The sequence below is a fragment of the Ensifer sp. Root954 genome (genome assembly GCF_001429005.1).
GTDB classification, from domain to species: domain Bacteria; phylum Pseudomonadota; class Alphaproteobacteria; order Rhizobiales; family Rhizobiaceae; genus Ensifer; species Ensifer adhaerens.
The window spans coordinates 76,845-102,125 of record NZ_LMJM01000050.1 but is presented as its reverse complement, the minus strand read 5'-3'; the positions used below and the strand labels follow the sequence as shown (position 1 = coordinate 102,125).

At 60.1% G+C, this 25,281-nt stretch carries 20 protein-coding genes; 10 read left to right on the top strand and 10 right to left on the bottom strand.

All coding sequences use genetic code 11. The features are described from left to right. Positions 1-71: 71 nt before the first annotated feature. Complete coding sequence (locus tag ASE71_RS29005) at positions 72-1,145, top strand: porin (RefSeq protein ID WP_029742955.1); 1,074 nt, start codon at positions 72-74, stop codon at positions 1,143-1,145. Between the two features lie 332 nt (positions 1,146-1,477). On the opposite strand, the gene ASE71_RS29000 is transcribed toward ASE71_RS29005, so the two are convergent. From ASE71_RS29000 to ASE71_RS28980, 5 genes are all read right to left on the bottom strand, one after another. After that, on the bottom strand, positions 1,478-3,367 hold the full coding sequence (locus ASE71_RS29000; RefSeq protein ID WP_060517976.1) for a bifunctional sugar phosphate isomerase/epimerase/4-hydroxyphenylpyruvate dioxygenase family protein: 1,890 nt from the start codon (positions 3,365-3,367) through the stop codon (positions 1,478-1,480). A gap of 29 nt (positions 3,368-3,396) precedes the next feature. After that, entirely contained in the window at positions 3,397-4,257 is an 861-nt protein-coding gene (locus tag ASE71_RS28995; protein WP_060518094.1) for a shikimate dehydrogenase, read from the bottom strand. Positions 4,258-4,348: 91 nt separating this feature from the next. Next, complete coding sequence (locus ASE71_RS28990) at positions 4,349-5,365, bottom strand: TRAP transporter substrate-binding protein (protein WP_060517977.1); 1,017 nt, start codon at positions 5,363-5,365, stop codon at positions 4,349-4,351. 63 nt (positions 5,366-5,428) lie between these two features. Further along, positions 5,429-6,709, bottom strand: a complete 1,281-nt coding sequence (locus ASE71_RS28985) for a TRAP transporter large permease subunit (RefSeq protein ID WP_060517979.1) — start codon at positions 6,707-6,709, stop codon at positions 5,429-5,431. Positions 6,710-6,719: 10 nt separating this feature from the next. After that, positions 6,720-7,283, bottom strand: coding sequence for a TRAP transporter small permease (locus ASE71_RS28980; RefSeq protein ID WP_034796497.1), 564 nt, complete (start codon positions 7,281-7,283; stop codon positions 6,720-6,722). A gap of 278 nt (positions 7,284-7,561) precedes the next feature. Between ASE71_RS28980 and ASE71_RS28975 the strand changes: the two genes are divergently transcribed. From ASE71_RS28975 to ASE71_RS28945, 7 genes are all read left to right on the top strand, one after another. Next, the gene (locus tag ASE71_RS28975; protein ID WP_029742882.1) at positions 7,562-8,227 is read left to right on the top strand and encodes a TetR/AcrR family transcriptional regulator; all 666 of its coding nucleotides are present in this window, start codon (positions 7,562-7,564) and stop codon (positions 8,225-8,227) included. A gap of 193 nt (positions 8,228-8,420) precedes the next feature. Then, positions 8,421-10,292 (top strand): sigma-54-dependent Fis family transcriptional regulator, encoded by a 1,872-nt coding sequence (locus ASE71_RS28970; protein WP_060517981.1) that lies wholly within the window; start codon positions 8,421-8,423, stop codon positions 10,290-10,292. 163 nt (positions 10,293-10,455) lie between these two features. Next, positions 10,456-11,529: a 2,3-butanediol dehydrogenase gene (locus ASE71_RS28965; protein WP_029742884.1), complete on the top strand. Its 1,074-nt coding sequence runs from the start codon at positions 10,456-10,458 to the stop codon at positions 11,527-11,529. Positions 11,530-11,596: 67 nt separating this feature from the next. After that, positions 11,597-13,396, top strand: a complete 1,800-nt coding sequence (locus ASE71_RS28960; RefSeq protein ID WP_034796504.1) for an NAD(P)/FAD-dependent oxidoreductase — start codon at positions 11,597-11,599, stop codon at positions 13,394-13,396. A gap of 397 nt (positions 13,397-13,793) precedes the next feature. Next, entirely contained in the window at positions 13,794-14,840 is a 1,047-nt protein-coding gene (locus ASE71_RS28955) for a glutathione synthetase (RefSeq protein ID WP_029742886.1), read from the top strand. Positions 14,841-14,969: 129 nt separating this feature from the next. After that, positions 14,970-15,218, top strand: coding sequence for a hypothetical protein (locus ASE71_RS28950; RefSeq protein WP_034796515.1), 249 nt, complete (start codon positions 14,970-14,972; stop codon positions 15,216-15,218). A 159-nt stretch (positions 15,219-15,377) separates the two neighbouring features. Next, positions 15,378-15,875 (top strand): hypothetical protein, encoded by a 498-nt coding sequence (locus tag ASE71_RS28945; RefSeq protein ID WP_034796517.1) that lies wholly within the window; start codon positions 15,378-15,380, stop codon positions 15,873-15,875. Between the two features lie 82 nt (positions 15,876-15,957). Here the strand turns inward: ASE71_RS28945 and ASE71_RS28940 are convergent, their stop codons facing one another. Continuing rightward, complete coding sequence (locus ASE71_RS28940; RefSeq protein ID WP_060517983.1) at positions 15,958-17,250, bottom strand: DUF763 domain-containing protein; 1,293 nt, start codon at positions 17,248-17,250, stop codon at positions 15,958-15,960. A 163-nt stretch (positions 17,251-17,413) separates the two neighbouring features. On the opposite strand from ASE71_RS28940, the gene ASE71_RS28935 reads away from it, so the two are divergent. Next, the gene (locus tag ASE71_RS28935; protein WP_060517985.1) at positions 17,414-18,748 is read left to right on the top strand and encodes a PQQ-dependent sugar dehydrogenase; all 1,335 of its coding nucleotides are present in this window, start codon (positions 17,414-17,416) and stop codon (positions 18,746-18,748) included. Between the two features lie 23 nt (positions 18,749-18,771). On the opposite strand, the gene ASE71_RS35360 is transcribed toward ASE71_RS28935, so the two are convergent. From ASE71_RS35360 to ASE71_RS28920, 4 genes are all read right to left on the bottom strand, one after another. Continuing rightward, complete coding sequence (locus tag ASE71_RS35360; protein WP_244496842.1) at positions 18,772-19,602, bottom strand: hypothetical protein; 831 nt, start codon at positions 19,600-19,602, stop codon at positions 18,772-18,774. 278 nt (positions 19,603-19,880) lie between these two features. Beyond that, complete coding sequence (locus tag ASE71_RS28930) at positions 19,881-20,705, bottom strand: phosphotransferase family protein (protein ID WP_060517987.1); 825 nt, start codon at positions 20,703-20,705, stop codon at positions 19,881-19,883. A 480-nt stretch (positions 20,706-21,185) separates the two neighbouring features. Beyond that, the gene (locus ASE71_RS28925; RefSeq protein ID WP_060517989.1) at positions 21,186-22,433 is read right to left on the bottom strand and encodes an MFS transporter; all 1,248 of its coding nucleotides are present in this window, start codon (positions 22,431-22,433) and stop codon (positions 21,186-21,188) included. A gap of 15 nt (positions 22,434-22,448) precedes the next feature. After that, positions 22,449-23,858 (bottom strand): amidase, encoded by a 1,410-nt coding sequence (locus tag ASE71_RS28920; RefSeq protein WP_060517991.1) that lies wholly within the window; start codon positions 23,856-23,858, stop codon positions 22,449-22,451. Between the two features lie 172 nt (positions 23,859-24,030). On the opposite strand from ASE71_RS28920, the gene gcvA reads away from it, so the two are divergent. Then, complete coding sequence (gene gcvA, locus ASE71_RS28915; RefSeq protein WP_060517993.1) at positions 24,031-24,963, top strand: transcriptional regulator GcvA; 933 nt, start codon at positions 24,031-24,033, stop codon at positions 24,961-24,963. The last annotated feature ends 318 nt before the right edge of the window (positions 24,964-25,281 follow it).

Below are 25,281 nucleotides of genomic sequence, written 5' to 3'. Positions count from 1 at the left end.
TCCCGCACGCCACGGACGGAGCCGGCGAAGCTTTGCCAATTTTCAAGAACCGACAAGGGAACGAACTCGATATGTACAAACCAACCAGTGCTACGGCACTTCTCCTCCTGAAAGGTGCCGCAGCGGCGCTCTGCCTGATGGCCGCCACCCAAGCGGCAACGGCTGCAGACGCGGAACCGGTCGAATATGTCCGCGTCTGCGATGCCTATGGCAACGGTTTCTTCTATGTTCCGGGCACCGAAACCTGCCTGAAGATCAGCGGCTACCTGCGCCACGAGGTTGCGGCCGGCGACGATGTCTACTGGGGCGGCTCGCTCGATGGCTTGCCCGGCAAGGCGCGGGCGACACTGCGCTTCGACGCTCGCAATGAAACCGAGTTCGGTACGCTGCGCTCCTATCTGGAGACGCGCTTCGAGCACAAGGCATCTGGCGAGCGCATCTACATTTCGGAAGCGCTTATCGAGCTTGCCGGCTTCTCGGTCGGCATCGCCGATTCGCTCTTTGCCAACTGGACCTGGGGTGCCGGCAACGTCATCTACGACGACGTCATTTACTACTCGGGCGACCGCACGATGCAGGCGAGCTATACCCACGACTTCGGCAACGGCTTTTCCGCCATGGTGGGCGCAGAGGAAGGCAATGGCTCCTGGGAACTGGAGGCGGTCGACGCGTCCGGCGTGGCAAGCCGCGAGTGGTTTGACCTACGGGCCGACAGCATTCCCCACCTCCTCGGCGGGGTGAAATACGAAGCGGACCGGATGACGCTTTTTGGCATGGCGGCCTATGACACGCGCTATGATGCCTGGGCCTTCAAGGCGCGCGTCAACCTCGACGTCACCGACACGCTCTCATTGTTCGTCATGGCTGCCTACCAGTCCGACCCGAGCCGGCCGAACTACTACGGCAGCTGGTACGGCGACTGGGCAATGTGGGGCGGTGCTTCCGTGAAGGTCAGCGAAAAGGCAACCATCAACAGCCAGATCGACTTCGAGGAGGATGGCACCTGGAACGCAGCCCTCAATGTTGCCTATGAGATCGCGCCGGGCTTCAAGATCACGCCGGAGCTCGACTACACCGCTTTTCGCGGGTTTCGCGGACACGAGGACGCCTTCGGTGGTGTCGTGCGCTTCCAAAGAAACTTTTAAGCTTCGCGTTGAGGAACCGGCGGCGACCTTGCTGCCGGTTTTTATCCGGCTGCAGCAACGATGCGGGCTGCCTTTGCCAGAGAAACCTTCGCGCTGTGCAACTCCCTGAACGGCATCGAACCCCGCCACCAGTTGTTTCAAAGCTTACGAGTATCTCACCACTCCAAGATGAGCATTCCAGGCGGCGACTGCTCGCGGCCAGAGTCCGTTCGCACGTGGCTTGACCGGTTGAAGGGTCGTGCGCCAAAGGATTTCAGCATAGGGCATGCCATCGGCCGGGAACCGGGCGCGAACTTTCCCTAGCAACGGAAAGAATTACCATCGCTAGGCTGTCAGCCTTTTGGCAGCCCCTCTGGCCTCAGGTACTTTCGTAGCGCTGCAATGCGAAAAATCGCGTTGGCGGCTCCGTAGCCGCGATAGCCCCGTCTTTCGACGATCTCGAAGAAGAAACCTTCGCCAAAGGTCGGGCTGTAGAGCTGGTAATACTCGCCGTCCTCGTCGCGGTCATAGAGGATGTTTTCGGACTTCAGCCTTTCGACGAGTTGAACGTCGAGACCGAAGCGCGCTTCAACGTCATCGTAGTAGTTCGGCGAAATCGGTAGCGCCTTGAAACCATTGGCGCGCAACGCCTGCGCAGTCGAAAAAATGTCATTGGTGGCAAAGGCCAGATGCTGGACGCCGGAACCGAAGGTTTCGGCGATGAACCGGCCGGCCAGCGTGTTGCGATTTTCCGCGCCGTTCAGTGTCAGGCGCAACGTGCCGGCGTCATTTTCCACGACCTGGCTGCGAACGATGCCTGCTGGATCGACGATGTCGATCATCGGCGTCTTATGAGCATCAAGAAGCGATGTGTAGAAGAGCAGCCAGGTCAGCATTTCCTCATATTTTACGGTCTGAGCGATGTGATCGATGGAGCATAATCCGGCTTCGATGACAGAGCCACCGTCGCGCACTGGCTCAAACTCGACCTCCCAGATCTTGGAGAGCTCGGATTTGTCGTCCAGAAAATAGATGAGCCCTCCGCCCACTCCGTGGATCGCCGGAACCACGAGCTCGCCTGGACCAACCGGCTGCTCGAATGGTTCTGCCCCAAGCACCCGTGCCCTTTCTACAGTCGCCGCAGCATCATCCACCATGAGGCCGAAGGCATAGGCGGACGTGCCGTGGACGAGATAGGAAGCGCTGGCAAAGCCTTCGCGCTCGGTGTTGACCACCAAATTGATGGCGCCTTGGCGATAGACCACCACTTGTTTCGTCCGATGTTGTGCTGTTTTCGTGAATCCGACTGAAACGAGCAACGCTTCGAGTTCGCTTGCTTCCTCTTCCGAGGCACTGAACTCCACGAACGCTACACCTCTAACGTCGACGCGGGGGGGCATTATGGGGACCGGCAAACGAGTATCCGGTTCGGCGCGCTTGACCTGATCCCCGAGATAAATCAGCGAGCGATATCCATCGACAGCGATCGCACTGGGGTTGCCTCCACGAAATTGGTCGTTGAAGATTTCGAGCGATAGATAGCCGTCATATCCAGTTGCCGCCACCGCGCGGGTAAAGTCTGTCACTGGGAGATCGCCCTCGCCCGGCATATTGCGGAAGTGCCGGCTCCAATACAGCAGATCCATGTCGATCAGTGGGGCATCGGCCAACTGGACTATGAAGATCTTCTCCTTCGGGATGGAGCGGATCGAGTTGATCTCGATCTTGCGCGACAGCGTATGAAAGCTGTCAAGGATCAGCCCGATACTCGGGTGATCGACGCGTCGGACGATTTCCCAGGCGTCTCGATGATCGCTGATATGACGTCCCCAGGCGAGCGCTTCGTAACCGACGCGCAAGCCCCGCTTTGCGGCCCTTTCGCCGAGTTCGCTAAAGTCCGCGGCCGCCCTGTCAATGCCACCAACGGCAGCCGGCGAGACATTGGAACAGACAAGGACGAGGTCCGTGCCAAGCTCCTCCATCAAGTCGAACTTGCGCTCGGCACGGTCGAACGTTCGGGCTCTCAACGGCTCCGGCATGCCCTCAAAATCCCGGAACGGCTGGAACAGACTGATCTCCAAACCGAAATCTCGCACCATGCGGCCGACCTGACGCGGGCTCTCGTCAAAGGCGAGGAAATCGTTCTCGAAGATTTCGACACCGGCAAAGCCCGCCTTGGAGATGGCACGCAGCTTGTCCTTGAGGTCGCCACTGAGCGAAACCGTTGCTATCGAGGTCTTCATCACTTGCTCCTCGGTGGAATTTTCGGGAATCAGCCGGTCATTGCCTTGAAATGGGCAAGCATCCGCGTTGTGTCGGGCTCAAGACCTGTAAACAGGCGAAAAGCGCCAACTGCCTGGAATACCGCCATTCCTCCACCGTCGAGCGTGCGGCATCCGCGTCGCCTCGCTTCTGAAAGCAGCGGCGTTTCGAGCGGGAAATAGACGATCTCGGCGACCCAGTGCCGCGGATCGAGAAGTTCGGCGTCAAGCGGCATCCCGGGATAGTTCGCCATGCCGGTCGGCGTGGCGTGAATCAACCCGGATGCCAATCGCATCGCAACAGAAAGGTCCGTACCGGCGGTGATGTCGGCTTCTGGAAACAAGGCGGTCAGCATCGCGGCAAGCAATCGCGCCCGTTCCGGCTCGCGATCGAAAACGATGAGACGCTTCAGGCCAAACGAAAGCGCGGCATAGGCTGTTGCGACGCCCGCACCTCCTGCTCCCAGTTGCACGCCCGAGGAAAGATCTGCATCGGGCAATCCGCGCCTGAAGCCTTCGGCAAAGCCCCACCAATCGGTGTTGTGGCCATATCGTCGCCCTCCCGTGAGCACGACCGTGTTGACGGCACCGAGCCTGTGTGCGTCTGGCGAGAGTTCATCGAGATGGGCAATGACGGCCTGCTTGCACGGATGGGTTATGTTGAGGCCGGCAAACCCCTGCCTCTCAGCGTCGGCAAGCAGCCGCGGCAGATCATTTTCCGTCGCACCAATTTCGGAAAGATCGATAAGCTCATAAGCATAGCGGAGTCCCTGAGCTGCACCTTCGGCCATGTGCATGGCGGGCGTCAACGAGGCCTGGATGCCTGCACCGATCAGGCCCGCCTTCAAGGGTCTTACAAGCGTTTCGGACATTGTTTCCGTTTCCATCTTCTGAGCCCGTTGCAAAGGGCAGCCAGCCTGCGGCCCGCCGCGACTTTGCGGGCGGGCCGAAGTATTCGCGCGGTTACTGGCCCCGCGCGGCACCTATCTCCTTGAACAACAACTGCACGGTGTCAGCGCCGATCTCGGCGCTAAACTTCTCGATCACCGGCTTGACGGCGTCGCGCAGCTTCTGCGTCTCCTCGGGACTGAATTCGCTGACCTCCATGCCTGTCTTGCGGATTTCCTCAAGGGCTGCGGTATCCGCCTCGCGCGAGACCTTGCGCTGATAGTCGCGGGCCTCGGTCGCGGCTGCCTGCAGGACGGTCTTTTCCTCGTCGTTCAGGCCATCCCAGAATTTCCTGCTGACGAGCACGATCTGCGGATTGTACTGGTGACGGGTCAGCGTCATGTATTTCTGCACTTCGTAGAATTTGGCATTCAGGATGTTTGCCGCCGGGTTCTCCTGCCCATCAACCGTCCCAGTCTCAAGCGCGGTGTAGAGTTCCGTATAAGGCAGCGGCACGGCATTCGCGCCGAGCGTGTTGAAGAGTTCGATCGGGATCGGAGATTGGATGGTGCGGATCTTCAGACCTTTGATGTCTTCAAGCTTGGTCACTGCATGGCGATTGTTCGTGAGATTGCGGAAGCCGAGTTCCCAGTATCCAAGTCCGACTAGGCCGGTATCGGGCAAAAGCTTGCTGAGGCTCTCGCCAAAGGGGCCATCCATCACCTTGTCCGCCTCCTCGCCACTATTGAAGAGGAAAGGAAGGTCGACGGCACCGAATTGCTTGACGTTGTTGGCAAGAATACCGGCGTTCAACACGGTCATCTCGATAACGCCGCCCTGGAGAGCGGAGACGGTCTGCACGTCACCACCAAGCGTGCCGCCGGGGAACAGCTTCACCTCGATCTTGCCGCCACTCTTTTCATTCACGAGCTCGGCGAACTTCTCCATGCCCGTCACTTGGGGGTGACCCTTGTTGTTGGCTGACGCGAACTTGATGGTCTGGTCGCGTATCTCTGCAAGCGTTGGCGCTGCTGCAAACAAAACGATCGGCAGGGCGACGCCCAGTGCCATTTTTGTCAATCGGTTCAACATGTTATCCTCCCAGATTGAGCCGGTAATCCCGCCGGCCTGTTGAAGCGCAATAAAAAGTTGCCGTCAGTGCCCGAACCAGGAGACCGGTACGGTCACCAGTTCTGGGAACAGGACGAGCAGGAAAAGGACGATCAGTTCGGCAATGAGGAAGGGCCACACGCCCTTCATCAGGTCCTCCATCGTCAGTTTCGAGACGCCGCAGATAACATTCAGAACGGTGCCCACTGGCGGGGTGATCAGGCCGATCGAATTGTTGATGATAAACAGCACGCCGAAATAGACCGGGTCGATCCCCGCTTGCTTGATGATCGGCATCAGAACCGGCGTCATGACGAGGATCGTCGGTGTCATGTCCATCGCTGTCCCGACGACAACGATCAGGACCATGATTGCGATGAGCAGAAGGGTCTGGTTGTCCATAAGCGGTTCGACCAGCGCGGCAAGCGCACCGGGGACGTCTGCAACCGTAATCAGCCAGGCGGAAACGGCAGCGCAGGCAACCAGGAACATCACCACGGATGTAATTTTCGCGGCCGCTACGAAGACATGGAAAAGCTGGCCTGGCGTCAATTCGCGATAGATGACCATCGAGACGAACAGGGCGTAGACCGCCGCAACAACGCCGGCTTCGGTTGGCGTGAAAACGCCAAACTTCAGACCAACGATGATGATCACCGGCAATAGGAGCGCCCAGACACTGTCGAGCAGCGCTCCAAGCCGCACGCGGGCGCTTTGTCTTGGCGGGAGTTCGAACTGCTCCTTGCGAGCGACGATAAGCCAAGTGATGCAAAGGGCCGCGGCGATCATCAAACCCGGGAAAATGCCCGCGAGGAAGAGCTTGGTGATTGAGACGCCGCCAACCACACCATAGAGGATGAAGCCGATCGACGGTGGAATGATAGGCCCGATGATCGATGCAGAGGCAAGCAGCCCTCCGGCGCGCGCCGGATCATGACCGCTCTTCAGCATCATCGGCAGAAGCAGCGCGCCGAGGGCCGCCGCGTCGGCGACAGCTGAACCAGAGAGGCTGGAAAGAATGCAGGCGGCAAAGATCGCCACGAAGCCGAGGCCGCCGCGGATGTGACCGACCATGGCCATCGCCAGGGCGACGATGCGGCGGGAAAGCCCGCCGGTGTTCATGACCTCGCCTGCAAGCAGGAAGAAGGGCACGGCCATCAACGGAAAGCTGTCGGCGCCGTTCAAGACATTTTGGGCGACGATCTGTGCATCGAAGAGCCCGAGAAAGAGCATCAGGGCGACGCCGCTGATGATCAGCGCAAATGCAATCGGCACGCCGAGCGCCATGGGGCCGAGAAGTGCGCCAAGGAAGATGGTGACCGTCATCGGCTCGTCCTCAGCGTTTGACGGGCAGCGGCCCGAGCGTGGCCGTGGGGTGTGGGTCAAGCGCCACTTCGTCTTCGCTGTCGCGCACCAGTTCCGCCGTCGTCACGTCGATGCGTCCGGTCGCGATGGCGAAAGCGTCGGCAAGCAGGATGAGGAATGCGGGTACCCCAAAGGCGAGACCGGCCCCGTAGAAGAAGCCCATGGAAAGCCCAGTCGCAGGCGCGCCGACATGCAGGTTGATGAGCGTCTGCGTCCAGCTGCCGCTGATCATCAGCCAGGTAGCGTAGAGCATCAACACATGGCCAAGAAGCACCGCGACCTTCGCGGCGGCCGGCGGCAGTCGTTTGATGAGCGTATCAACGCCGAGATGCCCGTGTTCGCGCAAGGCAACCACGGCGCCAAGAAACGTGAGCCAGACGAAGAAGATGCGTGATAGCTCCTCAGAGACCGTGATGCCCTGATTGAACGCATAGCGCAAAACGACGTTGCCGAAGACGAGGACGACCATGCCGGCAAGCAGCAAGGCAATCGCCACCTTCAGCGCGAAGAAATAGAAATCGATAATGCGGATCATGCGCTCCTCCCAAAGCGGAGTGCCGTCTTGGCGCCCGCGCATCACATTGGCGTCACGGGGCGGCGTTAGGGCACCGGTGCGAACACATCCTCCTCAAGTCGTCTTCGCCACTACAAAATGTACGAACTAGTACGTATGTCAAGCAGACTCTCTTGAAAGACCCCCGTAACCTCAATATGAATCTCACGGGAGGCGGTGTGGCGAGCCTCTGCGCTCGCCCGTTTCGATTTGGTTTCATTGGAAAATTTCGGCGAGTGCCGGGGGAGTGATCAAAAAGAATGGCGGGGCGGGTTGAGGCAAGTCGGAAGAACGATCCGGAACGCACCAAGGAAGACATCCTTGTCGTCGCCACGGAAGAGTTCTCCACACACGGCCTTGCGGGCGGACGCGTTGACGCGATCGCAGAACGGACCCGAACCTCCAAGCGCATGATCTATTACTATTTCGGGGGCAAGGAGGGACTTTACCTGTCCGTGCTTGAGCGCGCCTATCGCAAGATCCGCACGCTCGAGGAGGACCTGAAGCTTTCAAGCCTTGCCCCGGAAGAGGCGTTGCGTACGCTAATTTCCAGCACATTCGACCACGACGAGGCCAATCCCGACTTTGTGCGATTGGTCAGCATCGAAAACATCCACCACGCAGCGCATATGCTGCGGTCGGAAGCGATCCGTGATCTGAATGTCTCGGTCATCGAAACGATCGCGGGCATTCTGGAACGCGGTATCGCTGAGGGTGCATTCAAGCGAAAGGCCGACCCGATAGATGTGCATATGCTGATCAGTGCCTTCTGCTTCTTCCGGGTTTCGAACCGATATACATTCGGAACTATCTTTCGCAGGGATCTTTCCGAATCGGCCACGATCGGCCGCCATCGCCGAATGATCGCCGACGCCGTGATCAGCTACCTCCAGACGGAGGAAGGGGCAGCGAACCCCATATCCTAGGGCTATCGCGCATGGGATGGGAAGCACTCAGGCAATGGGGTGTTAATGCCAGCACGCTGCCGATCTCAACGACGTGCAGCCCAGACCTCGATAGGCCTCGTCGGCAAGCGCTTGGCTGACGCACGTCACCGTCCACCGTTGGCTTGACGTTGTCGATGAGAGTGTGTCAGCTTTCCCGTCAGGAGGGCGCTCGATGTCGACGTCGCTGTCGCATATTCGTGAGATAGAACGAGTCGCCTCCGGGGCCCCGAGCCCACGCGACGAGCCCGTCGTCCAATCCTGGCTTCGCTGCCTCAATGATTACAAGCTGGATCCGACGATCGCGCAGGAAGCCTATATCGTTCCGGGATCGAAGCTGCGCGAGCATCGCGAACAGGCGGAAGAACTGATCCGCATCGGGCGTTCCGGGCTTGAAGGGCTGTTCAACCAAGTCGCCGAACAGAACTATGTCCTGTTGCTGTCCGATGCCCGCGGCGTCACCGTCGATTTCATGGGGGATCCGACCTTCGACAATCAGCTGCGTAAGGCGGGCCTCTATCTCGGCTCGGAGTGGTCTGAGAGCCGGGCGGGCACCTGTGCCGTCGGGGCGTGCATCGTCTCCGGCCAGCCGGTCATCATCCATCAGGACGATCATTTCGACGCGAGCCATATCGGTCTGACCTGTACGGCGGCGCCGGTCTTCGACACGCTTGGCGACCTGACCGCCGTGCTCGACATCTCCCAGCTCCGGTCGCCCACTGCCAAAGCAAGCCAGCAGCTGGCGCTGCATCTGGTATCCGCCACTGCGCGGCGGATCGAGCTTGCCAACCTCATGACCCGCACCCGCAACGACTGGGTCCTGCGGCTTGCCCGCTCCCCGGAATTCCTGGATGTCGACCCGGACGCCGCCATCGCCCTCGACGGCAGCGGCCGCATCACCGGTATGACCCATGGTGGCTTCGGCGCACTCGCCCGCTCGATGAACATCCGCGGCCTCCAGACACGCAATTTCCTCGGCCTTCCGCTCTCGGAGGTGTTCGATATCGACGTGGACGATTTGCCAAACTTCATGCGCGGACGTCCGAACGGCGAACGCTTGCTGAGAGCCAAGAGCGGCCTAGTCCTATTCGCCAGCGCCATCGCGCCCGTCGTCAGCCTGCGCACGCCCGCCGCGCCCGAAGCGCGCCTCCCCCGGGCCCTGCGCGATCTCAGCCAGGGCGACGCGACAATGGAACGGGTGCAGACCCGCGCGGCAAAATTGGCCACACGCCGCATCCCAATTCTCATTCAAGGGGAGACGGGCAGCGGCAAGGAGTATCTTGCTCGCGCGATCCATGACAGCTGCGGCGACAATGGCAATTTCGTCGCCGTAAATTGCGCAGCCATTCCCGAACATCTCATCGAATCCGAACTGTTCGGCTACGCACCCGGTGCCTTCACGGGCGCCAGCCAGAAAGGTAAGCGCGGCCTGATCGAGGATGCGGACGGTGGCACCCTGTTCCTCGACGAGATCGGCGACATGCCGTTCACGCTGCAAAGCCGGCTGTTGCGCGTGCTCTCGGAAAATGAGATCCAGCCGATTGGGGCGCTGAAGGCCCGGCCAATCCGCCTGCGCGTCGTCTCCGCCTCCCACCGCGATCTGGCGGAACTGGTTAAGCAGGGCCGTTTCCGGGAAGACCTCTATTACCGCCTGAACGCCGCCACGCTCTCGCTCCCCGCCTTGCGAGAGCGTCAGGATCTTAGCTGGCTGATCGATCAATTACGCGCTCGTGTCGAGAAGGAGAACCACGAGTCCTACCGCATCGACAAGACGGCTCGGGCGGCCTTGCTCGCGCATGAATGGCCCGGAAATCTGCGTGAGCTTTCCAATGTTCTGCGCGTGGCCGCGGCCCTTTCCGAAAATGGTCTCATCGATAGCGAGTGCCTGCCGGAACATCTCTTCTCCGAAGCCATCCACTCGTTGCCCGGCGAGGATGATGCGTTACGCCAGGCACTCAAGGACTGCGGCGACAACGTTTCGGCGCTTGCGAGAAAGCTCGGCGTCAACCGTTCCACGATCCACCGCCGTCTGAAGCGGCTCAACTGACGCAACGCCTGCAACACCTGTTGCACCCGGACTGTTGCATTTTCGGTGACTTTCGCTCCCGTCACGTTTCAAGCCTTTGATATCACAAACAAAATAGACGCAGTTGCGATCTGGCATGCTGCTTGCTGCCTCTCCTGTGCAAGAACAAACAGGAGGAAACACAATGAAAGCTCTGCGCTTTCACGCCGCCAAGGACCTACGCATTGACGATGTCGACGCTCCGCCTGCCCCTGGCCCCGGTGAGGTACTGGTGGAAAATCGTTTCTGCGGCATCTGCGGGACCGATCTGCACGAATACGCCTATGGCCCGATCTTCATCCCGAAGGAACCGCATCCCTTCACGGGTGCTCATGGACCGCAGATCCTCGGCCATGAATTCGGCGGCGTCGTGAAGGCGATCGGCGAAGGGGTTAGCCATGTGAAGCCGGGCGACAGGGTCTCCGTCCAGCCGCTGATCATGCCGCGCCGCGGAGACTATTATGCCGATCGTGGTCTGTTTCACCTGAGCGCCAACCTGGCACTGGCCGGCCTATCCTGGCACTCCGGCGGAATGGCGGAAGCGGCGCTGCTCAACGACTACAATGTCCAGCCCATTCCCGATGCGCTATCCGACGAAGAAGCCGCGCTGATAGAGCCGACCGCAGTCGCCGTATATGCGTGCGATCGCGGCAGCGTCACCGCCGGCAACAGCGTGCTGGTCACGGGCGCAGGACCGATCGGCATTCTCGTTGCCATGGCAGCGCGGGCAGCCGGCGCGTCGAAGATTTTTCTCTCCGATCTCAACGAGACGCGGCTTTCACTGGCGAAGGAAGCACTCCGCGAGGTCCGCACCATCAATCCCAAGATCGAAAAGGTCAGCGATGTTGTCCAGGCCGAAACCGAGGGCGGCGTTGGCTGCGATGTCGCCATCGAATGCGTCGGCAACGAACATGCGCTCAAGAACTGCGCGAGCGCAGTGCGCAAGCAGGGCGTCGTCGTGCAGACCGGCCTTCATCCAGGCGAGAACCCGCTGAACTGGTTTGACGTGACCTTCAAGGACATCGATATCCGCGGTTCCTGGGCCTATCCGACCCACTACTGGCCGCGCGTGGCGCGCCTGATCGCGAGCGGCCAAATACCGGCTCGCCGCATCGTCACCAAACATGTCTCACTGAGCGAAGCTGTTTCGGCAGGGTTCGACCAGTTGCTCGATCCCGCCGGTACGCACCTGAAAATACTGATCGACCTCAAGCGTTAGGCCGGTCCCCATTGCGGGACGGTTGAGGAGCCGTTCCGTTTGTCATCACAGAGCAGGAGGATAAAGGATGCTCGAGAAGACCCCCACCACCCGCGTTCAGGCACAGCTTGATGCCCTTGGCGCTGCACTCGAAACCGGCCGTATCGACGATGCGGTCAACCTCTTTGCAGAGGAATGCTACTGGCGCGACCTCGTCGCCTTCACCTGGAACCTCAAGACTGTCGAAGGCCGGGACGAGGTGCGCGACATGCTTCAGGCACAGCTTGCCTCTGCAAAACCCTCCAACTGGCGCGTCGCCGCCGGCGAAGAAGCAACCGAGGCGGATGGCGTGCTTGAAAGCTGGATCTCGTTCGAGACTGCGACGGGACGCGGCTACGGCCTCGTGCGCATCAAGAACGGCCTGATCTGGACGCTGCTGACGGCACTGGCCGAACTCAAGGGCCACGAGGAGAAATCCGGCTTTACCCGGCCGCTTGGCGCCAAGCACGGCCAGAATGTCGGCGCGAAAACCTGGAAGGAGGAGCGCGAGCACGAGGAGCGCACGCTCGGCTATGAGACGCAACCCTATGTCGTGATCATCGGCGGCGGACAGGGCGGCATTGCGCTCGGGGCCCGGCTTCGCCAACTTGGCGTGCCCACCATCATCCTCGAAAAGAACGACCGGCCAGGCGACAGCTGGCGCAAGCGCTACAAGTCGCTCTGCCTGCATGACCCCGTCTGGTACGACCACCTGCCCTACATCGATTTCCCGAAGAACTGGCCGGTCTTCGCACCGAAGGACAAGATTGGCGACTGGCTGGAATTCTATACCAAGGTGATGGAGCTGAACTACTGGACACGCTCCACCGCCAAATCGGCAAAATGGGACGAAGCCGCGAAGGAATGGACCATCGTCGTTGACCGCGACGGTGAGGAAGTGGTGTTGCGGCCAAAGCAGCTCGTCTTTGCGACCGGCATGTCTGGCAAGGCCAACATTCCGAATTTCAACGGCCGTGAGCGCTTTGTTGGTGACCAGCATCATTCCTCGCAGCACCCGGGGCCGGATGGCTACAAGGGCAAGAAGGTCGTTGTGATCGGTTCCAACAATTCGGCCCACGACATCTGTGCCGCGCTGTACGAGGCGGGCGTCGACGTCACGATGATCCAGCGCTCGACGACCCATATCGTCAAGTCCGACACGCTGATGGATATCGGCCTCGGTGGGCTTTATTCGGAACAGGCGCTGGCCAACGGCGTAACGACGGGCAAGGCGGATCTCATCTTCGCGTCGCTTCCCTACCGGATCATGCACGAGTTCCAGATCCCGCTTTACGACAAGATGCGCGAGCGCGACGCCGATTTCTACGCGGCACTGGAAAAGGCGGGCTTCCAACTCGATTGGGGCGCGGATGGCTCAGGTCTCTTCATGAAGTACCTGCGCCGCGGGTCCGGATACTACATCGATATCGGCGCGTCGCAGCTGATCATCGACGGCAAGGTGAAGCTTGCCGCAGGACAGGTGGAAGAGATCACCGAAACCTCGATAAAACTGGCTGACGGCAAGGAGATCCCGGCCGACGTCATCGTCTATGCGACGGGCTACGGCTCGATGAATGGCTGGGTCGCCGATCTCATCGACCAGGAGACAGCCGACAGGGTCGGCAAGGTCTGGGGACTTGGCTCCGATACGCCGAAGGACCCCGGCCCCTGGGAGGGCGAGCAGCGCAACATGTGGAAGCCCACGCAACAGGATGCCCTGTGGTTCCATGGTGGTAACTTGCACCAATCGCGCCATTATTCGCAGTACCTGTCACTGCAACTGAAGGCCCGATTGGAGGGTATTCAGACGCCGGTTTACGGTCTGCAAAGCGTCCATCACAAGCGCTGAACCATTTAAGAGGCAGAGGGAGCTTGAGCGCCCTCTGCCTGTCGGTGTGTCCGCGTGCAGGCACCCCAGTGCGGCTGTGTGCCATGCGGACATAGCCAGGAGATTGACGCTGAGCCCGCACTTAATCCTCGTCCGAGACTTGCCAGACCCTCCGGTCCGAACATTAGAGACATCACCTAGCTGGAACCCTGGCCATCGGGTTAGGGCGCGTCTGCGGAGACAATCAAGACTGACAGGAACCAGTAGCAGCGAGGAGCGTTAATGCAACGGATCCTTCATGTCGTCTTCAGGTTGGGTCCAACGCGAGCCCCACACGCTTCGGGCCCCTAAAGTCGCCTTCGGGGCGATTGTACCGGATGTGGGGCGGTTGCACCCTTGTCTTAAGCCAGGAGCCCCCATGCGTATCGCCTTCCTTGTCAACGCGATCGAAACCGAAAGGCCATCCTATACGACAACATCCTTGGCGCTTGCTGCGCTTGCTCGTGGCCATGAGGTCCTCTACATCACGCCGGGTGACTTCATACTTGGGCCCGACGACGCATTGATGATCCGGGCGGCACATCTTGGCGACGCACGCCCCAAGAAGTCCGAAACACTGCTACGCGCTTTGATCGCGCCCGAACAGCAAAGAGCCCTTGTCAATGTTGAGGAGGTGGACGTTCTGTTCTTGCGGAACGATCCGTCGCTGGATGCCGATACTCGCCCCTGGGCCGCGCATGCGGGTGCAAATTTTGGTCGGCTTGCCGCAGAAAGAGGCACGATCGTCGTCAACGACCCATGTGGTCTGGCCTTGGCGCAAGACAAGCTTTACTTCCAGGATTTCCCGGCCATCGTTCGTCCGACCACTTTGATTTCCAAGGACATCGAGGAGATCAGGGCGTTTATCGACGATCATTCAGACGGCGTAATCATCAAACCGCTACAGGGATCTGGCGGCAAGAACGTTTTTCGGGTCGGAAGCAGCACCGAATCCAACCTCAATCAAATCATCGATGCGGTGGGTGAGGTCGGCTATCTCATTGCGCAATGTTACCTTCCGAAGGCGTCGGAAGGAGATACCAGATTGTTTCTCATGAACGGGCGACCTTTGCAGCGCGGCGACGTCTACGCTGCGTTCAGGCGCGTTCCCGCGAAGGGAGACGTGCGCTCCAATATTCACGCGCGTGGGACGCCAAAACGGGCGCATGTGACAAAGGAAATGCTGGCGATCGCCGAGACCTTACGCCCGAAGCTTGTCGAAGATGGCATGTTCCTGGTCGGCCTCGACATCGTCGGCGACAAGCTGCTTGAGATAAACGTGTTCACGCCCGGTGGTCTCCAGACCATTCGTGAACTCTACGACGTCGACTTCTGCGAGGACATCCTCGAGTCGCTGGAGAACAAAATTGCGACCAGGAAGACGTATCAAGGAGCGTTGAACAACCGGATCTTGTCGACCCACTAGGACTTTGCCGAAGAACTCTGGGCACAAGGTCGCTAGCAAATTGGTGCTTTAAAAAAGATCTTTCCAAGGATTCGGAACCGATGGCGCTGTCCTCGGTTTCTCCTGCATACGCGATAGGAGAAGAAGGCGATGGCCAAAGACGACGATCTAAAAGCCGGCTTTACCGGCACACCCGAAGAACCTCTCGCTGGCGTTCGCAAAGCTGCGCAGACAGCCACCGAAGCAGTGAAGAGAGAGACGAGCGCTGTCGCGACTGCCGCAGCAGATCATCCTCACACCGCGACCACTCTCGGATTGCTGATCGGCGCCCTCGCCTTTACCATCGGCTACGTCGTGGGACGGTCATCGGTCGATACCGGGCGGGGATACTGGCGATAGATCCGCCAGCCGGCGAAGCTGATGTTCGCCGGCGCCTCTCAGATCACGATAACTCCCTCGTTACCATGAATTTAGGCGCCGCTAATATCTATTGACTATAGCGTGCACTATGCAAGGCTGAAAGCTCTTGATTGTGTCGTGACGCTGTAGGGTTTCTTCATGTTCTTGGTCCGCACCGATCTCGATGTCGCCATCACACGATGGCGCGAGATCATCTTGACTTCCTTGCCGTGGGACCAACTTGGCGGCTACGTTGCGTTGCGCAAGCATGATTTGACAATCGAACTTCACAACCTCGATGAGGATAGCGATCTGCTCGTCTTTGCCACCGATGGCGAAGTTCTGGCCAGCCGGTTCCGTTCAGCTTATCCCTTTGTGGTGACATACGGGAGGAATCCCGGCTACCCGCTGGAATACCTGGTCTGGCTTTCATTCCACATGCAAGCGAACTTCGATCGGTTGGGTGTCCTGGAGATGAGCGCGACTTACGAGGACGAAGAGGGCGACATCGAAAGCATGTCTGCCATGGCGATGGGCTTCTCGCGTCAGGCCGACCTTGACGACTTTATAGCGCGGTTCGACGGCAAGGACCTGAGCCAGGATTTGTTGTTCGGCTATGACGCTTATCTATTGGAGGTGGGAGAGAAGATCGGCTAAGGCATCCTTCCCCAAGGAATATCTCGCTCCCGCCCCTCGACTGAAGCTCATCTCGCTGAACCAGCGCCGGCCACTCGATTTTCTAGCGTGCCTGACGGTGAGCGTTCGACGGCGTCGGTTCCAGCGACTTCTGCTCGGCCGATCCGCCAGTCTCCTCCCATCCAAACACACTGCGACCGCCCCATTCGGGCGAGTGGCGAAACTCTCCGGCAACAATTTCCTTGAGGTCCGGGCCGGTGGCGTATCTTTCGAGCTGCCGTGCCTGGTCGTCAAGACGCTTCAGCGCCTCCAGTTCCTCGCCAAGTCCGAGCCGCGCTTTCGTCACGGCCGATCGCATGACCGCGATCGTGTGGTCGTACACCTTGAGGGGCACGGGAAACGGATGGCGGTCCTTGCCACCGTGCGCAAGCGAAAACCGGGCCGGATCGGCGAAACGGCAAGGCGCGCCATGAACGACTTCAGCCACCATCGCGAGCGCGTTGACCGTGCGGGCACCGACGCCCGGAACCATCAAAAGCTGCTCGAAATCTTCCGGCCCGCGATCGGCAGCCGCAGAAAGTGTCGCATGCAGCCGTCGCATGTTGACGTTTTCCTCCCGTACGTCGTGATGTGCCGGCATCACGAGATGTGGGAGCAACGGCTGATCGGCCTCCTTCGGTTTAACCTTCGGATCCATAGCGACGACTTCCCGGACAATTCGGTCAGGCCCAAGCGATGCCAAAAGCTCAAGCTGCCCGTGGCGTGATGCGGCAGCCCGTCTGTCTGCGAGATTGACGATTTCCCCCTGACCTTTTCCCTCGATCGCGGCATGGGGAGAGTCGACGAAGCTGGAAACGCCCTCCGACAACCAATGATAGCGCCGGGCCTGGCGTTTATCGCCGTTCATGCCTTGCTGTACCACCACCCATTTACCATCGTCAGCGACGATGAAACCGTGCAGGTAGAGGTCGAAGCCGTCCTGGACCGCGGCACTATCGACCTTTGCAACAAGCCGGCTGGTGGCCGCAAGGCCGGCACCATCGATGCCGACGCGGTTGCCGATGGCGATCAGTTCGTCTGGCGTCTGCCGCGAATGTCGTCCGCGACCGCCGCAGACGCTTATCCCGAGATCCTGCGAACGAGGAGCGAGACCGCGCTTGAGAGCGCCGATGACGCTGGTGGTGATGCCGGATGAGTGCCAATCCATGCCCATGACGCAGCCGAAGGACTGGAACCAGAAAGGATGGGCCAGACGGCGCAGAAACTCGTCACGGCCGTATTCGATGACGATGGCTTCGGCGATGATCGTCCCGAGCTTCGTCATGCGATCGCCGAGCCACGGGGGAACCCTGCCGCCATGAAGAGGGAGATCTGCACTTCCAGCTCGCTGAACCATTCGTGTCTTATAGGCCGCTTACAGGCATTGTGACAGGGGAAAGTTCTTCAAACGTTCCTACCGCCGGGAACAAGTCGCAACCCTTGCTGTTTTGTGGTTGGAATGTTGCGAGGCGCCGTTGCGTCTCACGATGAGATGGGCCAATCCCTGCGGAGGCCTTCCAATGCAAAACCGTTTCCCGTGTGCGGCAGTCGTCATCCTCCTAACCGCAGCTTTACTGGCGGGTTGCGCCAACGTCTCAGCCAGGCAGACAGCGAGCAACACCGGCAAGGTTGGATACGGTTCGGATCCGGTTCTGCCAAAACCACGCCCAACCGTGATCCCGACGGTCAACATCGCCGATGCGACCGGGTGGCGGGGCGGAGAACATCCACTCGCTGCCAAAGGATTGAAGGTCAACGCCTTTGCGACGAATTTTGACCATCCGCGCTGGCTGCGCGTCCTTCCCAACGGTGACGTTCTGGTGGCCGAAAGCAATGCTCCGGCCAAACACGACGAGGGCTTCAGCCTGAAGAAGGTCTTCATGAGCGCGGCCATGAAGCGCGCTGGCGCCGCCACACCAAGCGCAAACAGGATCACGCTGCTTCGCGACACCGATGGCGACGGGGTGGCCGACCTGCGGACCACGTTCGCCGAAGGTCTCAACTCGCCTTTCGGCATGACGCTGTCGCGGGGCAAGCTCTATGTCGCCAACACCGACGCTCTCGTCGCCTTCCCCTATTCGAACGGACAGACCCGGATCACGGCGCCGCCGCAAAAGATCGCGGATCTACCGGCCGGCGATCTCAATCACCATTGGACCAAGGATGTGATCGCAAGCCCGGACGGCCGCAAGCTCTACGTTACGGTCGGCTCCAACAGCAATGTTGCCGAAAACGGCATGGCCGTCGAACGGCACCGTGCAGCCGTGCTCGAGATCGACAAGGCAAGCGGCCACATGCGCCCCTTCGCCTCGGGCCTGCGTAATCCCAACGGGCTCTCCTGGAACCCTCAGAATGGAAAGCTGTGGGTCGCGGTCAACGAACGCGACGAACTCGGTGACGATCTCGTCCCGGACTACATGACATCCGTGCGCGATGGCGCCTTCTATGGCTGGCCCTACAGCTACTTCGGCCAGAACGTCGACACCCGCGTCAGGCCGCAGCGTCCTGACCTCGTCGCAAGGGCCATCAAGGCCGACTACGCGCTGGGCGCCCACACGGCATCATTGGGACTGGTGTTCTCGAGGGGCTCGTCGCTCGGCCCCACCTATTCGAACGGCGCATTCGTTGGACAGCATGGCTCCTGGAACCGAAGCGTACCCAGCGGCTACAAGGTCATCTTCGTCCCGTTTTTGAATGGCAAGCCCAGCGGCCGGCCAAAAGATGTCCTCACCGGGTTCGTCGGCAAAGGCGGCAGCGCCATGGGGCGCCCGGCCGGCGTGGCAATCGATAAGACGGGTAGTTTGCTGGTTGCCGACGATGTCGGCAATGTCGTGTGGCGTGTCAGCAGAGAATGACCTTTTGCCTGTTTCAAAAGCGATCAATGTGCATTTGGTCGTCCCGCGTCGGCAATCGCCCGATGAGAACGGGATGCCGCGCGCCGGCGCTCTTGAGTTCGGGCCTGTTTCCTGGAAACCCGCAATTCCTCCAGATCTGGAAGCCACCAGCCGCTTCGATGATCGGGACCGGTGCGTGCCGGCCATACAGAGATCAATTCCGGTAGTGTTGCGGGCCGCCAGGAGGCCCAGACAAACTCCATCAGGCTATTGTTCATGAATGGATACGAGCAGGAGAAAGTTCGAGGGACAATCTCCTGTGAAATCCCGATGAATATTATGACGCCGTAGGTTTCAGTGGAGACGGCACGCCCGAGCCGCGGTGGAAAAACCGCAGGAACAGGATATCGCCGTCTTCTCCGTTCGACGCTGCGACTTCTCGCTTCCAATTCCTCGGCGGACCCCCGCGACGCAAGTCGGCGTTGCTTTCGTGCATCCGGTTCATTGCGGCGGGCGGCCGCTTCGATCACAGGCCACCGTTTCCGCAATTCCTCGTAGGAGCGGAACGGAACATGCCACGTCCTGGAATTGTCATCCCAACGCGCCCACGGCACCTGTCGCAATTCCTCAACGATGGTGCGGGAGAAAGGTGTCCGCAGGCAAAGGTCATCGCCTGCCACCAGATACGGACTGCCGATGGGATCGAAGTCGTAAGCGTCCCTGCCCTTTGATTCACCGAACGGATCTCGTTCCGACAATTGGCCGTCCATCCATCTGGTAAACCGGCGGTCGGCAGTCTTGCCCGGAATAAACCAATTGCGCCTATCATCGCTCCATCTGGCCCGGGGAAAAGCCCGTCGAAACTCTGCCAGCATGGTTCGGTCGTAGGGAAACGAAATATACGCACCGGGGCGATTTGATGGCTCACCCGACATTGCTTCGCGAACCCCTCCTCGTTCCGACACATTCTCCCGTCTCACTCAACGAATAGGCTTGGCCCGCTGTTCCCCGATTGCGCAAAAAAACGAGAGCCGAACGGCTTTTTTCGATGCTGTAAACCGAGGCGCGAAGTCCACATCGCGCCCAATGGCGGACATCGAACCGCGTTCGGATGAGGTGGGCCGAAGCAAATCCCGGTGAGAGGATGAGCGGACTACGCCGCAAAGGCGTGCACGCCCGCGCGGACTGTCTCCGGGTCGCGGTTTTCGACGCCGTACAGAATGTCGAGAAGCGGAAAGGTCATTCGATAAAAACCCATACGATCCCTTGCCGCCGTGTCTGGGGAAAAGTGCGCGAGCACCAGGTCGACGAACGGGTCACCAAGCCCTGCCGCGAGGCTCGCAAAATCGTAAGCTGGGTCGCCGGGGCCGCAGCCGGAGAAATCGATGACGCCTGAAAGTCTGCCGCGATCGACGAGAATGTTTCCGGTCCCAAAATCCCCGTGAATAAGGCACTGCGGAAGCGCGTCGCAGGTCGCTAAAAAGTCGGAAAAGCGCTTCCGCAGACCGGTAACGACATCAGGCGAAAGCAGAGGAAAGGCCACTGCTTCGCATTGCGCCAAAAGGCCATTCCACTCGGATGAAGACGCCTCGGCAGGCTCGGCCTCCACGCTGTCGATGGGGAGCGAATGCAGAGCCTTTAGAAAGGCGGCAAGATCCGCGGCCAAAACCCTCTGTGCGCCTATCCTCAGGCCGGTCAGGTCCGAAAGCGATTCCCCCAAGATCTTGGCGTGCAGCGAGACGAATTGGCCGTCGATGCGGCGCACCTCAAGATCAGGTACCGGCACCGGGAGAAGCGGCCGCACCGCGCGAAGCGCCGCGGCTTCGCGCACCAGGTCGCGTTCAGCGCCGCAATGACGCGGCAATCGAAGGATCCTGCCGTCAAGCTCGTAGGCCACCGAGTTCTGCCCCGAGCCGATCAGGACAGCCGGAGGCTCGGATGGCAAGCCAAGTTCCGCAACGATCCTCTGAAGGGGCATCGCATCGGTACCGCCACGAGTGGCGTCGACTTCCCTCTCAACGGAGGCGGTCGCGATTGGCTCTAGGGATAGATCCTTCACTGCGTTCGTCCTTTGCAATCCCACCCGGCAGGCCCTGGCCGCACGTCTGAATTCTGTAGCCGCTATTCTTCGCGATGACGGCCGGAGACCGACACCGAGACGAAGTCCGTGGCCGACGGGCTGGCTGAAATACTACGCCCGCTAAAGGGGGGTGTTGGGCTCGTGCTCCTGGCACCTGCGCAACCGCCCCCTCACAAAGTATCGAGGCCCATTCTTCGGCCGGCTTCGATTGGGGCCATGCGTGACGGCAAGCGAAACGCGCAAGGGATGGAACGGCATTCGTTCCCTCACCCTCGACCATATCTCATTGGTTGTATCGTTAGCAATTTATCGCAAGCAATGCGAACGCATGGCAGCGATATCCAATTGCGAAACGGACGAAAAAACTGCACCGCCAGTTCAAAGCCCTTCCGCAGCCGTTCTTGATTTGAGACCGATGGTCACGATCGCCACAAGCGCGGCCACCGCGTTGGCGCCTCCGCTGATCGCAATGGCCGGGAAGTAACTGTGGCTGGCGTCGTAGATAAAGCCGGCGAGGCTCGGGCCGATCAGCGTGCCGATTGCGACGCTCGTGTAAAGAAGCCCGATGATCCCGCCCACATTGCGGCGGCCGAAATGATCGGCAACCACGGCCGGCAGCACCGCGACCCAGCCACCGTAGAACAATCCGAACAACAGAGCGAAGGCAACAAGGGCCAAAAGCCCGGTCGCAGAGGCCCAAACCGCAAGCGACACGGCGATGCCCGCGTACATTGCCGCCAGGAAAGTGTCGCGACCCAAACGATCGGCAAGCCCCCCAAGGCAGAAGCGCCCCGCAGTGCTCCCAACGCCGATCGCGCTCAGGAGGAGGACGGCGACCGTCGGAGCGATCTGGTGATCGACTGCAAACGGGACGAGATGAACAAAGGGAACGAACACGCCGACTGCACTCAACAGGCATGCGACATACATGCCGACAAATTGCCGAGTCCGTATCGCATCCTTGACCGAAACGCCCTCCTTTGCCGCCGAATTCACGACGCCCGGTTCGACGAAGACTCCGTCCGGCCGAAGACCACGTCGCCCCGGATCGTTTTCGAGCAGCAATGCGGCGCCTATGCCGAAGGCCGCGGCCGCTCCACCGAGCACCAGATAGGCCTCTCTCCAGCCCAAAGCGGCGATCAACCAAGTCGCCAGCGGCGGCATGACAAGCGTGCCCAAGCCGATACCGCTGACCGCAAGACCCGATGCCAGGCCACGTCGCGCGACGAACCAGCGCTGAACGGCCCCAAGGGCCGGCACATAGGCACATCCCACGCCCAGACCTATTCCGAGCCCATAGGCGGCATAGACCTCGGCGATGGTGCGCGCCTGGCCCGCCAAGCCAAGGCCGAAGCCGACAAGCACCATGCCGACAAGGCAAAGCGATCTTGCTCCGAACCGATCCGCAAGGGGACCGGAAATCACGCCCAGGGCGAAGTACAAAAACCCTGCCAAAGAAAAAACAAGCGAAACGGAGCCACGCGATGCCCCGAGATCCTGCTGCAATACCTCGATGAAGGCGCTGAAGGTGTAGGCGCTACCAAAACCTACGAATGTCAGCGTAAACGTCGCGGCGACGACGACCCATCCGTAGAAGATGCCTTGGCGCTGGCGGTGAGCGTTCATGATCGTTCGTCTCCGTCACCCTTTTCCCGGGTGTCTCTGGTGCCAAGCCGTATGCCCCTGGAATGCCGCTCCGGCGCGCACAAGGGTCAGTTCCTGGAACTGACCAGCCAGCAATTGAAGGCCGATCGGCATCTCGTCCTTTGCGACACCTGCAGGGAAAGTCAGTGCCGGATGGCCGCTCATATCGAGGGGGCAGCTATAGCGCTGCAGCCTAGCGATCAGATCCGGCTGCTCACCAAGTGTCGCGATGGCAGCGAGTGTCAGGGGAGCGAACGGCTGAACCGGGGTCAAAATCAGGTCGACGGATGCAAACAAGGCTTCGACGTCACGGCGGAAAATCGCGCGTCGGAGAAGGATCTGCTGATACTCCGCCTCCGAGACGGCTTTGCCCTTTTCAATGACGCCGGCAAGGATAGGCCCGTACAAGTCTTTGTTCGCAGCAAAGTCTCGCGCGTGAACGGCTGCCGCCTCCACGGCGCAGTTCGGCACCCAATCGGCAACGGCCTGGCTCACGTCCGGGAACCTGATCTCGACCATGTGCGCGCCAAGATCGGAAAAAACGTCCGAGGCAGCGGCGAGTGCGGCCTGTGTCTGAGTCTCCACGTCCTCGCTGTTCCAACGTGGATCAAAGCCTATCCGCAGACCGCCGACCCCGCTTCGCGAAGCGGAAGCGAAATCCGGCACCGGTTGCGCTGCCGCCGTCGGGTCCTTCGGATCACTTCCCGCGATGGCGGCAAGAATGATCCCCGCATCCATGGCGTTTCGCGCAATCGTACCGATGTGGTCAAGGGAGGGAGCGAGATCGAAAACGCCGTGCCGGCTGACGCGCCCCCATGTCGGTTTGAGGCCCGTGACACCATTTGCGGCCGCCGGCCAGCGGATCGAGCCGCCGGTGTCGGACGCGATCGCACCGAAACAAAGGCCCGCTGCCGCCGCGACAGCTGAACCGCTCGAGGAAATCCCGGTCCAGTAGTCCGCGCTCCACGGATTGACAGACGGGGTTATTGCCGGATGGTAGTCCGAATACGCTCCCTCGGTCATTTGCGTCTTGCCGATAATGATCGCGCCTGCTTGCCTGAGGCGTCTGACGACAGTGGCGTCTTCGTCCGGAACAAAATTGCCATGGACGAGTGTGCCAGCCCTGGTTGGCACGCCTTCGATCCAGCACAGGTCTTTGACGGCGATCGGAACGCCGTGCAGCGGGCCGCGATGGCGTCCAGCGGCGATTTCCTCATCCGCCACCTTCGCCTGTTCCAGCGCGCTTGTGTCCATCACCTGCGCATAGGCGTGGAGGTCCGGTTCCAGTCGCGCGATGCGCCGAAGCTGCGCCTCGGTGATCGCCAGCGAGGAAATGCTCCCTCTTTTGATTCTGTCTCCGATCTCCGTGAGGCTGAGCAAAGTGAAATCATCCGAAACTATCGTCATTCAATTTTTCCCGACTGCGGTGAGCGAAATACATTAGCAAATCTATCTACCTTCAATCGCGCCTCCTGTTCCTCGTGAGGAGCGAGACAAGCACAGTTTAATGTGATAAAGCACATCATACTCGGCCGACAAACCAGATTTAATCATCCTTATAACTTAGAAAATCTAAATCATGAGCCGCCACCTTCCCCCGCTCAATGCCCTGAAGGCTTTCGAGGCCGCCGCCCGCCATCTCTCGGTCAAGATGGCGGCCGACGAGCTTTGCGTCACTCCGGGCGCTGTCAGCCAGATGCTGAAATCGCTCGAGACACATCTTGGGGTGAAGCTGTTCGAACGAGTGACACGCGGCATCTATTTGACCGATGCGGGCCAGGACTATCTGCCAGCGGTCCGCAATGCCTTTCGCCAGATTGCCGAAGCCTCGCGACGCGTCATGGCCTCCAACGACAGCGGCATGCTGACAGTCAGCGTCACGCCATTCTTCGCATCGGCATGGCTCCTGCCGCGCATGCATTCCTTCCAGGAGATCAGCCCCGAAATCGATCTTCAAATCGTCGCAAGCAGCACCCTTGCCGATTTCTCCCGCGGCAGCGTCGATGTCGCGGTGCGTCATGGTGCCGGCCGCTATCCGGGCTTGCGCAGCGACCGCGTCGTAACTGTCGAGATGGTTGCCGTGGCAGCCCCTGATCTCGTCGATCGCCTCGGCGCCCCTCGATGCGCGGACGATCTCATCCGCTGGCCGCATGTCCATGATGCCGACCGCAAGGGATGGAGCCTTTGGTTCCAGGCAAATGGCGTGGAAGAGTTCCGTTCTCCCCGCGGTCCGTCGTTTGACGATAGCAGCCTTATTTTGAAGGCGATCCTGTCTGGCCATGGCGCAGGGTTGCTGCCCGCTGCAATGATTGCAGCGGAACTCGCCAGCGGTGAGTTGGTACAGCTCCTGGACGCAGCTTTGATAGACGAGTTTGCCTATTACCTGGTGTGTCCCGAGCATGCCCAGAACAATCCAAAGATTGCGACCTTCCGGGATTGGATACTCAATGCGGAGAAGACGCAGCTGGCCGAAACGTCCGGCAAGGCTCAGAAAAGCCTCCATCCTGGCTGATGCGCTGCGGATCCCGACCGTGACAGACTCAGCATCCTGATCGATGGCGATGTCTCTGAGCCTCGAAGGACGATGCATCGGAATTACGCCAGAAGTGCTCGAGCGCGAGACTACAGCACTCGCCGGAATTCTTGCCAGGCGCCCGAACTGGCGCGCTCATTGCCGGTTTCAGCGAGATAGATCGCGAACTGGTCGTAGTGATAGTCAAAGGACAACAGGGAAGCGGAGGAGGATAATCAGGCGATCTTGAAGCGCTGGACCTTGGTCAGGCAGATCGGCGAAGATCCATTTCGTAGCGGGTAGCCCGCACCTGGTGCG

What these genes read in the sequence shown, in the direction of transcription:
- ASE71_RS29000 (WP_060517976.1), bottom strand. Translation starts at nt 3,367, where the DNA reads ATGAAGACCTCGATAGCAACGGTTTCGCTCAGTGGCGACCTCAAGGAC.
- ASE71_RS28995 (WP_060518094.1), bottom strand. Translation starts at nt 4,257, where the DNA reads ATGTCCGAAACGCTTGTAAGACCCTTGAAGGCGGGCCTGATCGGTGCA.
- ASE71_RS35360 (WP_244496842.1), bottom strand. Translation starts at nt 19,602, where the DNA reads ATGCTGGCAGAGTTTCGACGGGCTTTTCCCCGGGCCAGATGGAGCGAT.
- ASE71_RS28940 (WP_060517983.1), bottom strand. Translation starts at nt 17,250, where the DNA reads ATGGTTCAGCGAGCTGGAAGTGCAGATCTCCCTCTTCATGGCGGCAGG.
- ASE71_RS28920 (WP_060517991.1), bottom strand. Translation starts at nt 23,858, where the DNA reads ATGACGATAGTTTCGGATGATTTCACTTTGCTCAGCCTCACGGAGATC.
- ASE71_RS28975 (WP_029742882.1), top strand. Translation starts at nt 7,562, where the DNA reads ATGGCGGGGCGGGTTGAGGCAAGTCGGAAGAACGATCCGGAACGCACC.
- ASE71_RS28965 (WP_029742884.1), top strand. Translation starts at nt 10,456, where the DNA reads ATGAAAGCTCTGCGCTTTCACGCCGCCAAGGACCTACGCATTGACGAT.
- ASE71_RS28950 (WP_034796515.1), top strand. Translation starts at nt 14,970, where the DNA reads ATGGCCAAAGACGACGATCTAAAAGCCGGCTTTACCGGCACACCCGAA.
- ASE71_RS28945 (WP_034796517.1), top strand. Translation starts at nt 15,378, where the DNA reads ATGTTCTTGGTCCGCACCGATCTCGATGTCGCCATCACACGATGGCGC.
- ASE71_RS28960 (WP_034796504.1), top strand. Translation starts at nt 11,597, where the DNA reads ATGCTCGAGAAGACCCCCACCACCCGCGTTCAGGCACAGCTTGATGCC.
- ASE71_RS28985 (WP_060517979.1), bottom strand. Translation starts at nt 6,709, where the DNA reads ATGACGGTCACCATCTTCCTTGGCGCACTTCTCGGCCCCATGGCGCTC.
- ASE71_RS28990 (WP_060517977.1), bottom strand. Translation starts at nt 5,365, where the DNA reads ATGTTGAACCGATTGACAAAAATGGCACTGGGCGTCGCCCTGCCGATC.
- ASE71_RS28955 (WP_029742886.1), top strand. Translation starts at nt 13,794, where the DNA reads ATGCGTATCGCCTTCCTTGTCAACGCGATCGAAACCGAAAGGCCATCC.
- gcvA (WP_060517993.1), top strand. Translation starts at nt 24,031, where the DNA reads ATGAGCCGCCACCTTCCCCCGCTCAATGCCCTGAAGGCTTTCGAGGCC.
- ASE71_RS28935 (WP_060517985.1), top strand. Translation starts at nt 17,414, where the DNA reads ATGCAAAACCGTTTCCCGTGTGCGGCAGTCGTCATCCTCCTAACCGCA.
- ASE71_RS28925 (WP_060517989.1), bottom strand. Translation starts at nt 22,433, where the DNA reads ATGAACGCTCACCGCCAGCGCCAAGGCATCTTCTACGGATGGGTCGTC.
- ASE71_RS28930 (WP_060517987.1), bottom strand. Translation starts at nt 20,705, where the DNA reads ATGCCCCTTCAGAGGATCGTTGCGGAACTTGGCTTGCCATCCGAGCCT.
- ASE71_RS28980 (WP_034796497.1), bottom strand. Translation starts at nt 7,283, where the DNA reads ATGATCCGCATTATCGATTTCTATTTCTTCGCGCTGAAGGTGGCGATT.
- ASE71_RS29005 (WP_029742955.1), top strand. Translation starts at nt 72, where the DNA reads ATGTACAAACCAACCAGTGCTACGGCACTTCTCCTCCTGAAAGGTGCC.
- ASE71_RS28970 (WP_060517981.1), top strand. Translation starts at nt 8,421, where the DNA reads ATGTCGACGTCGCTGTCGCATATTCGTGAGATAGAACGAGTCGCCTCC.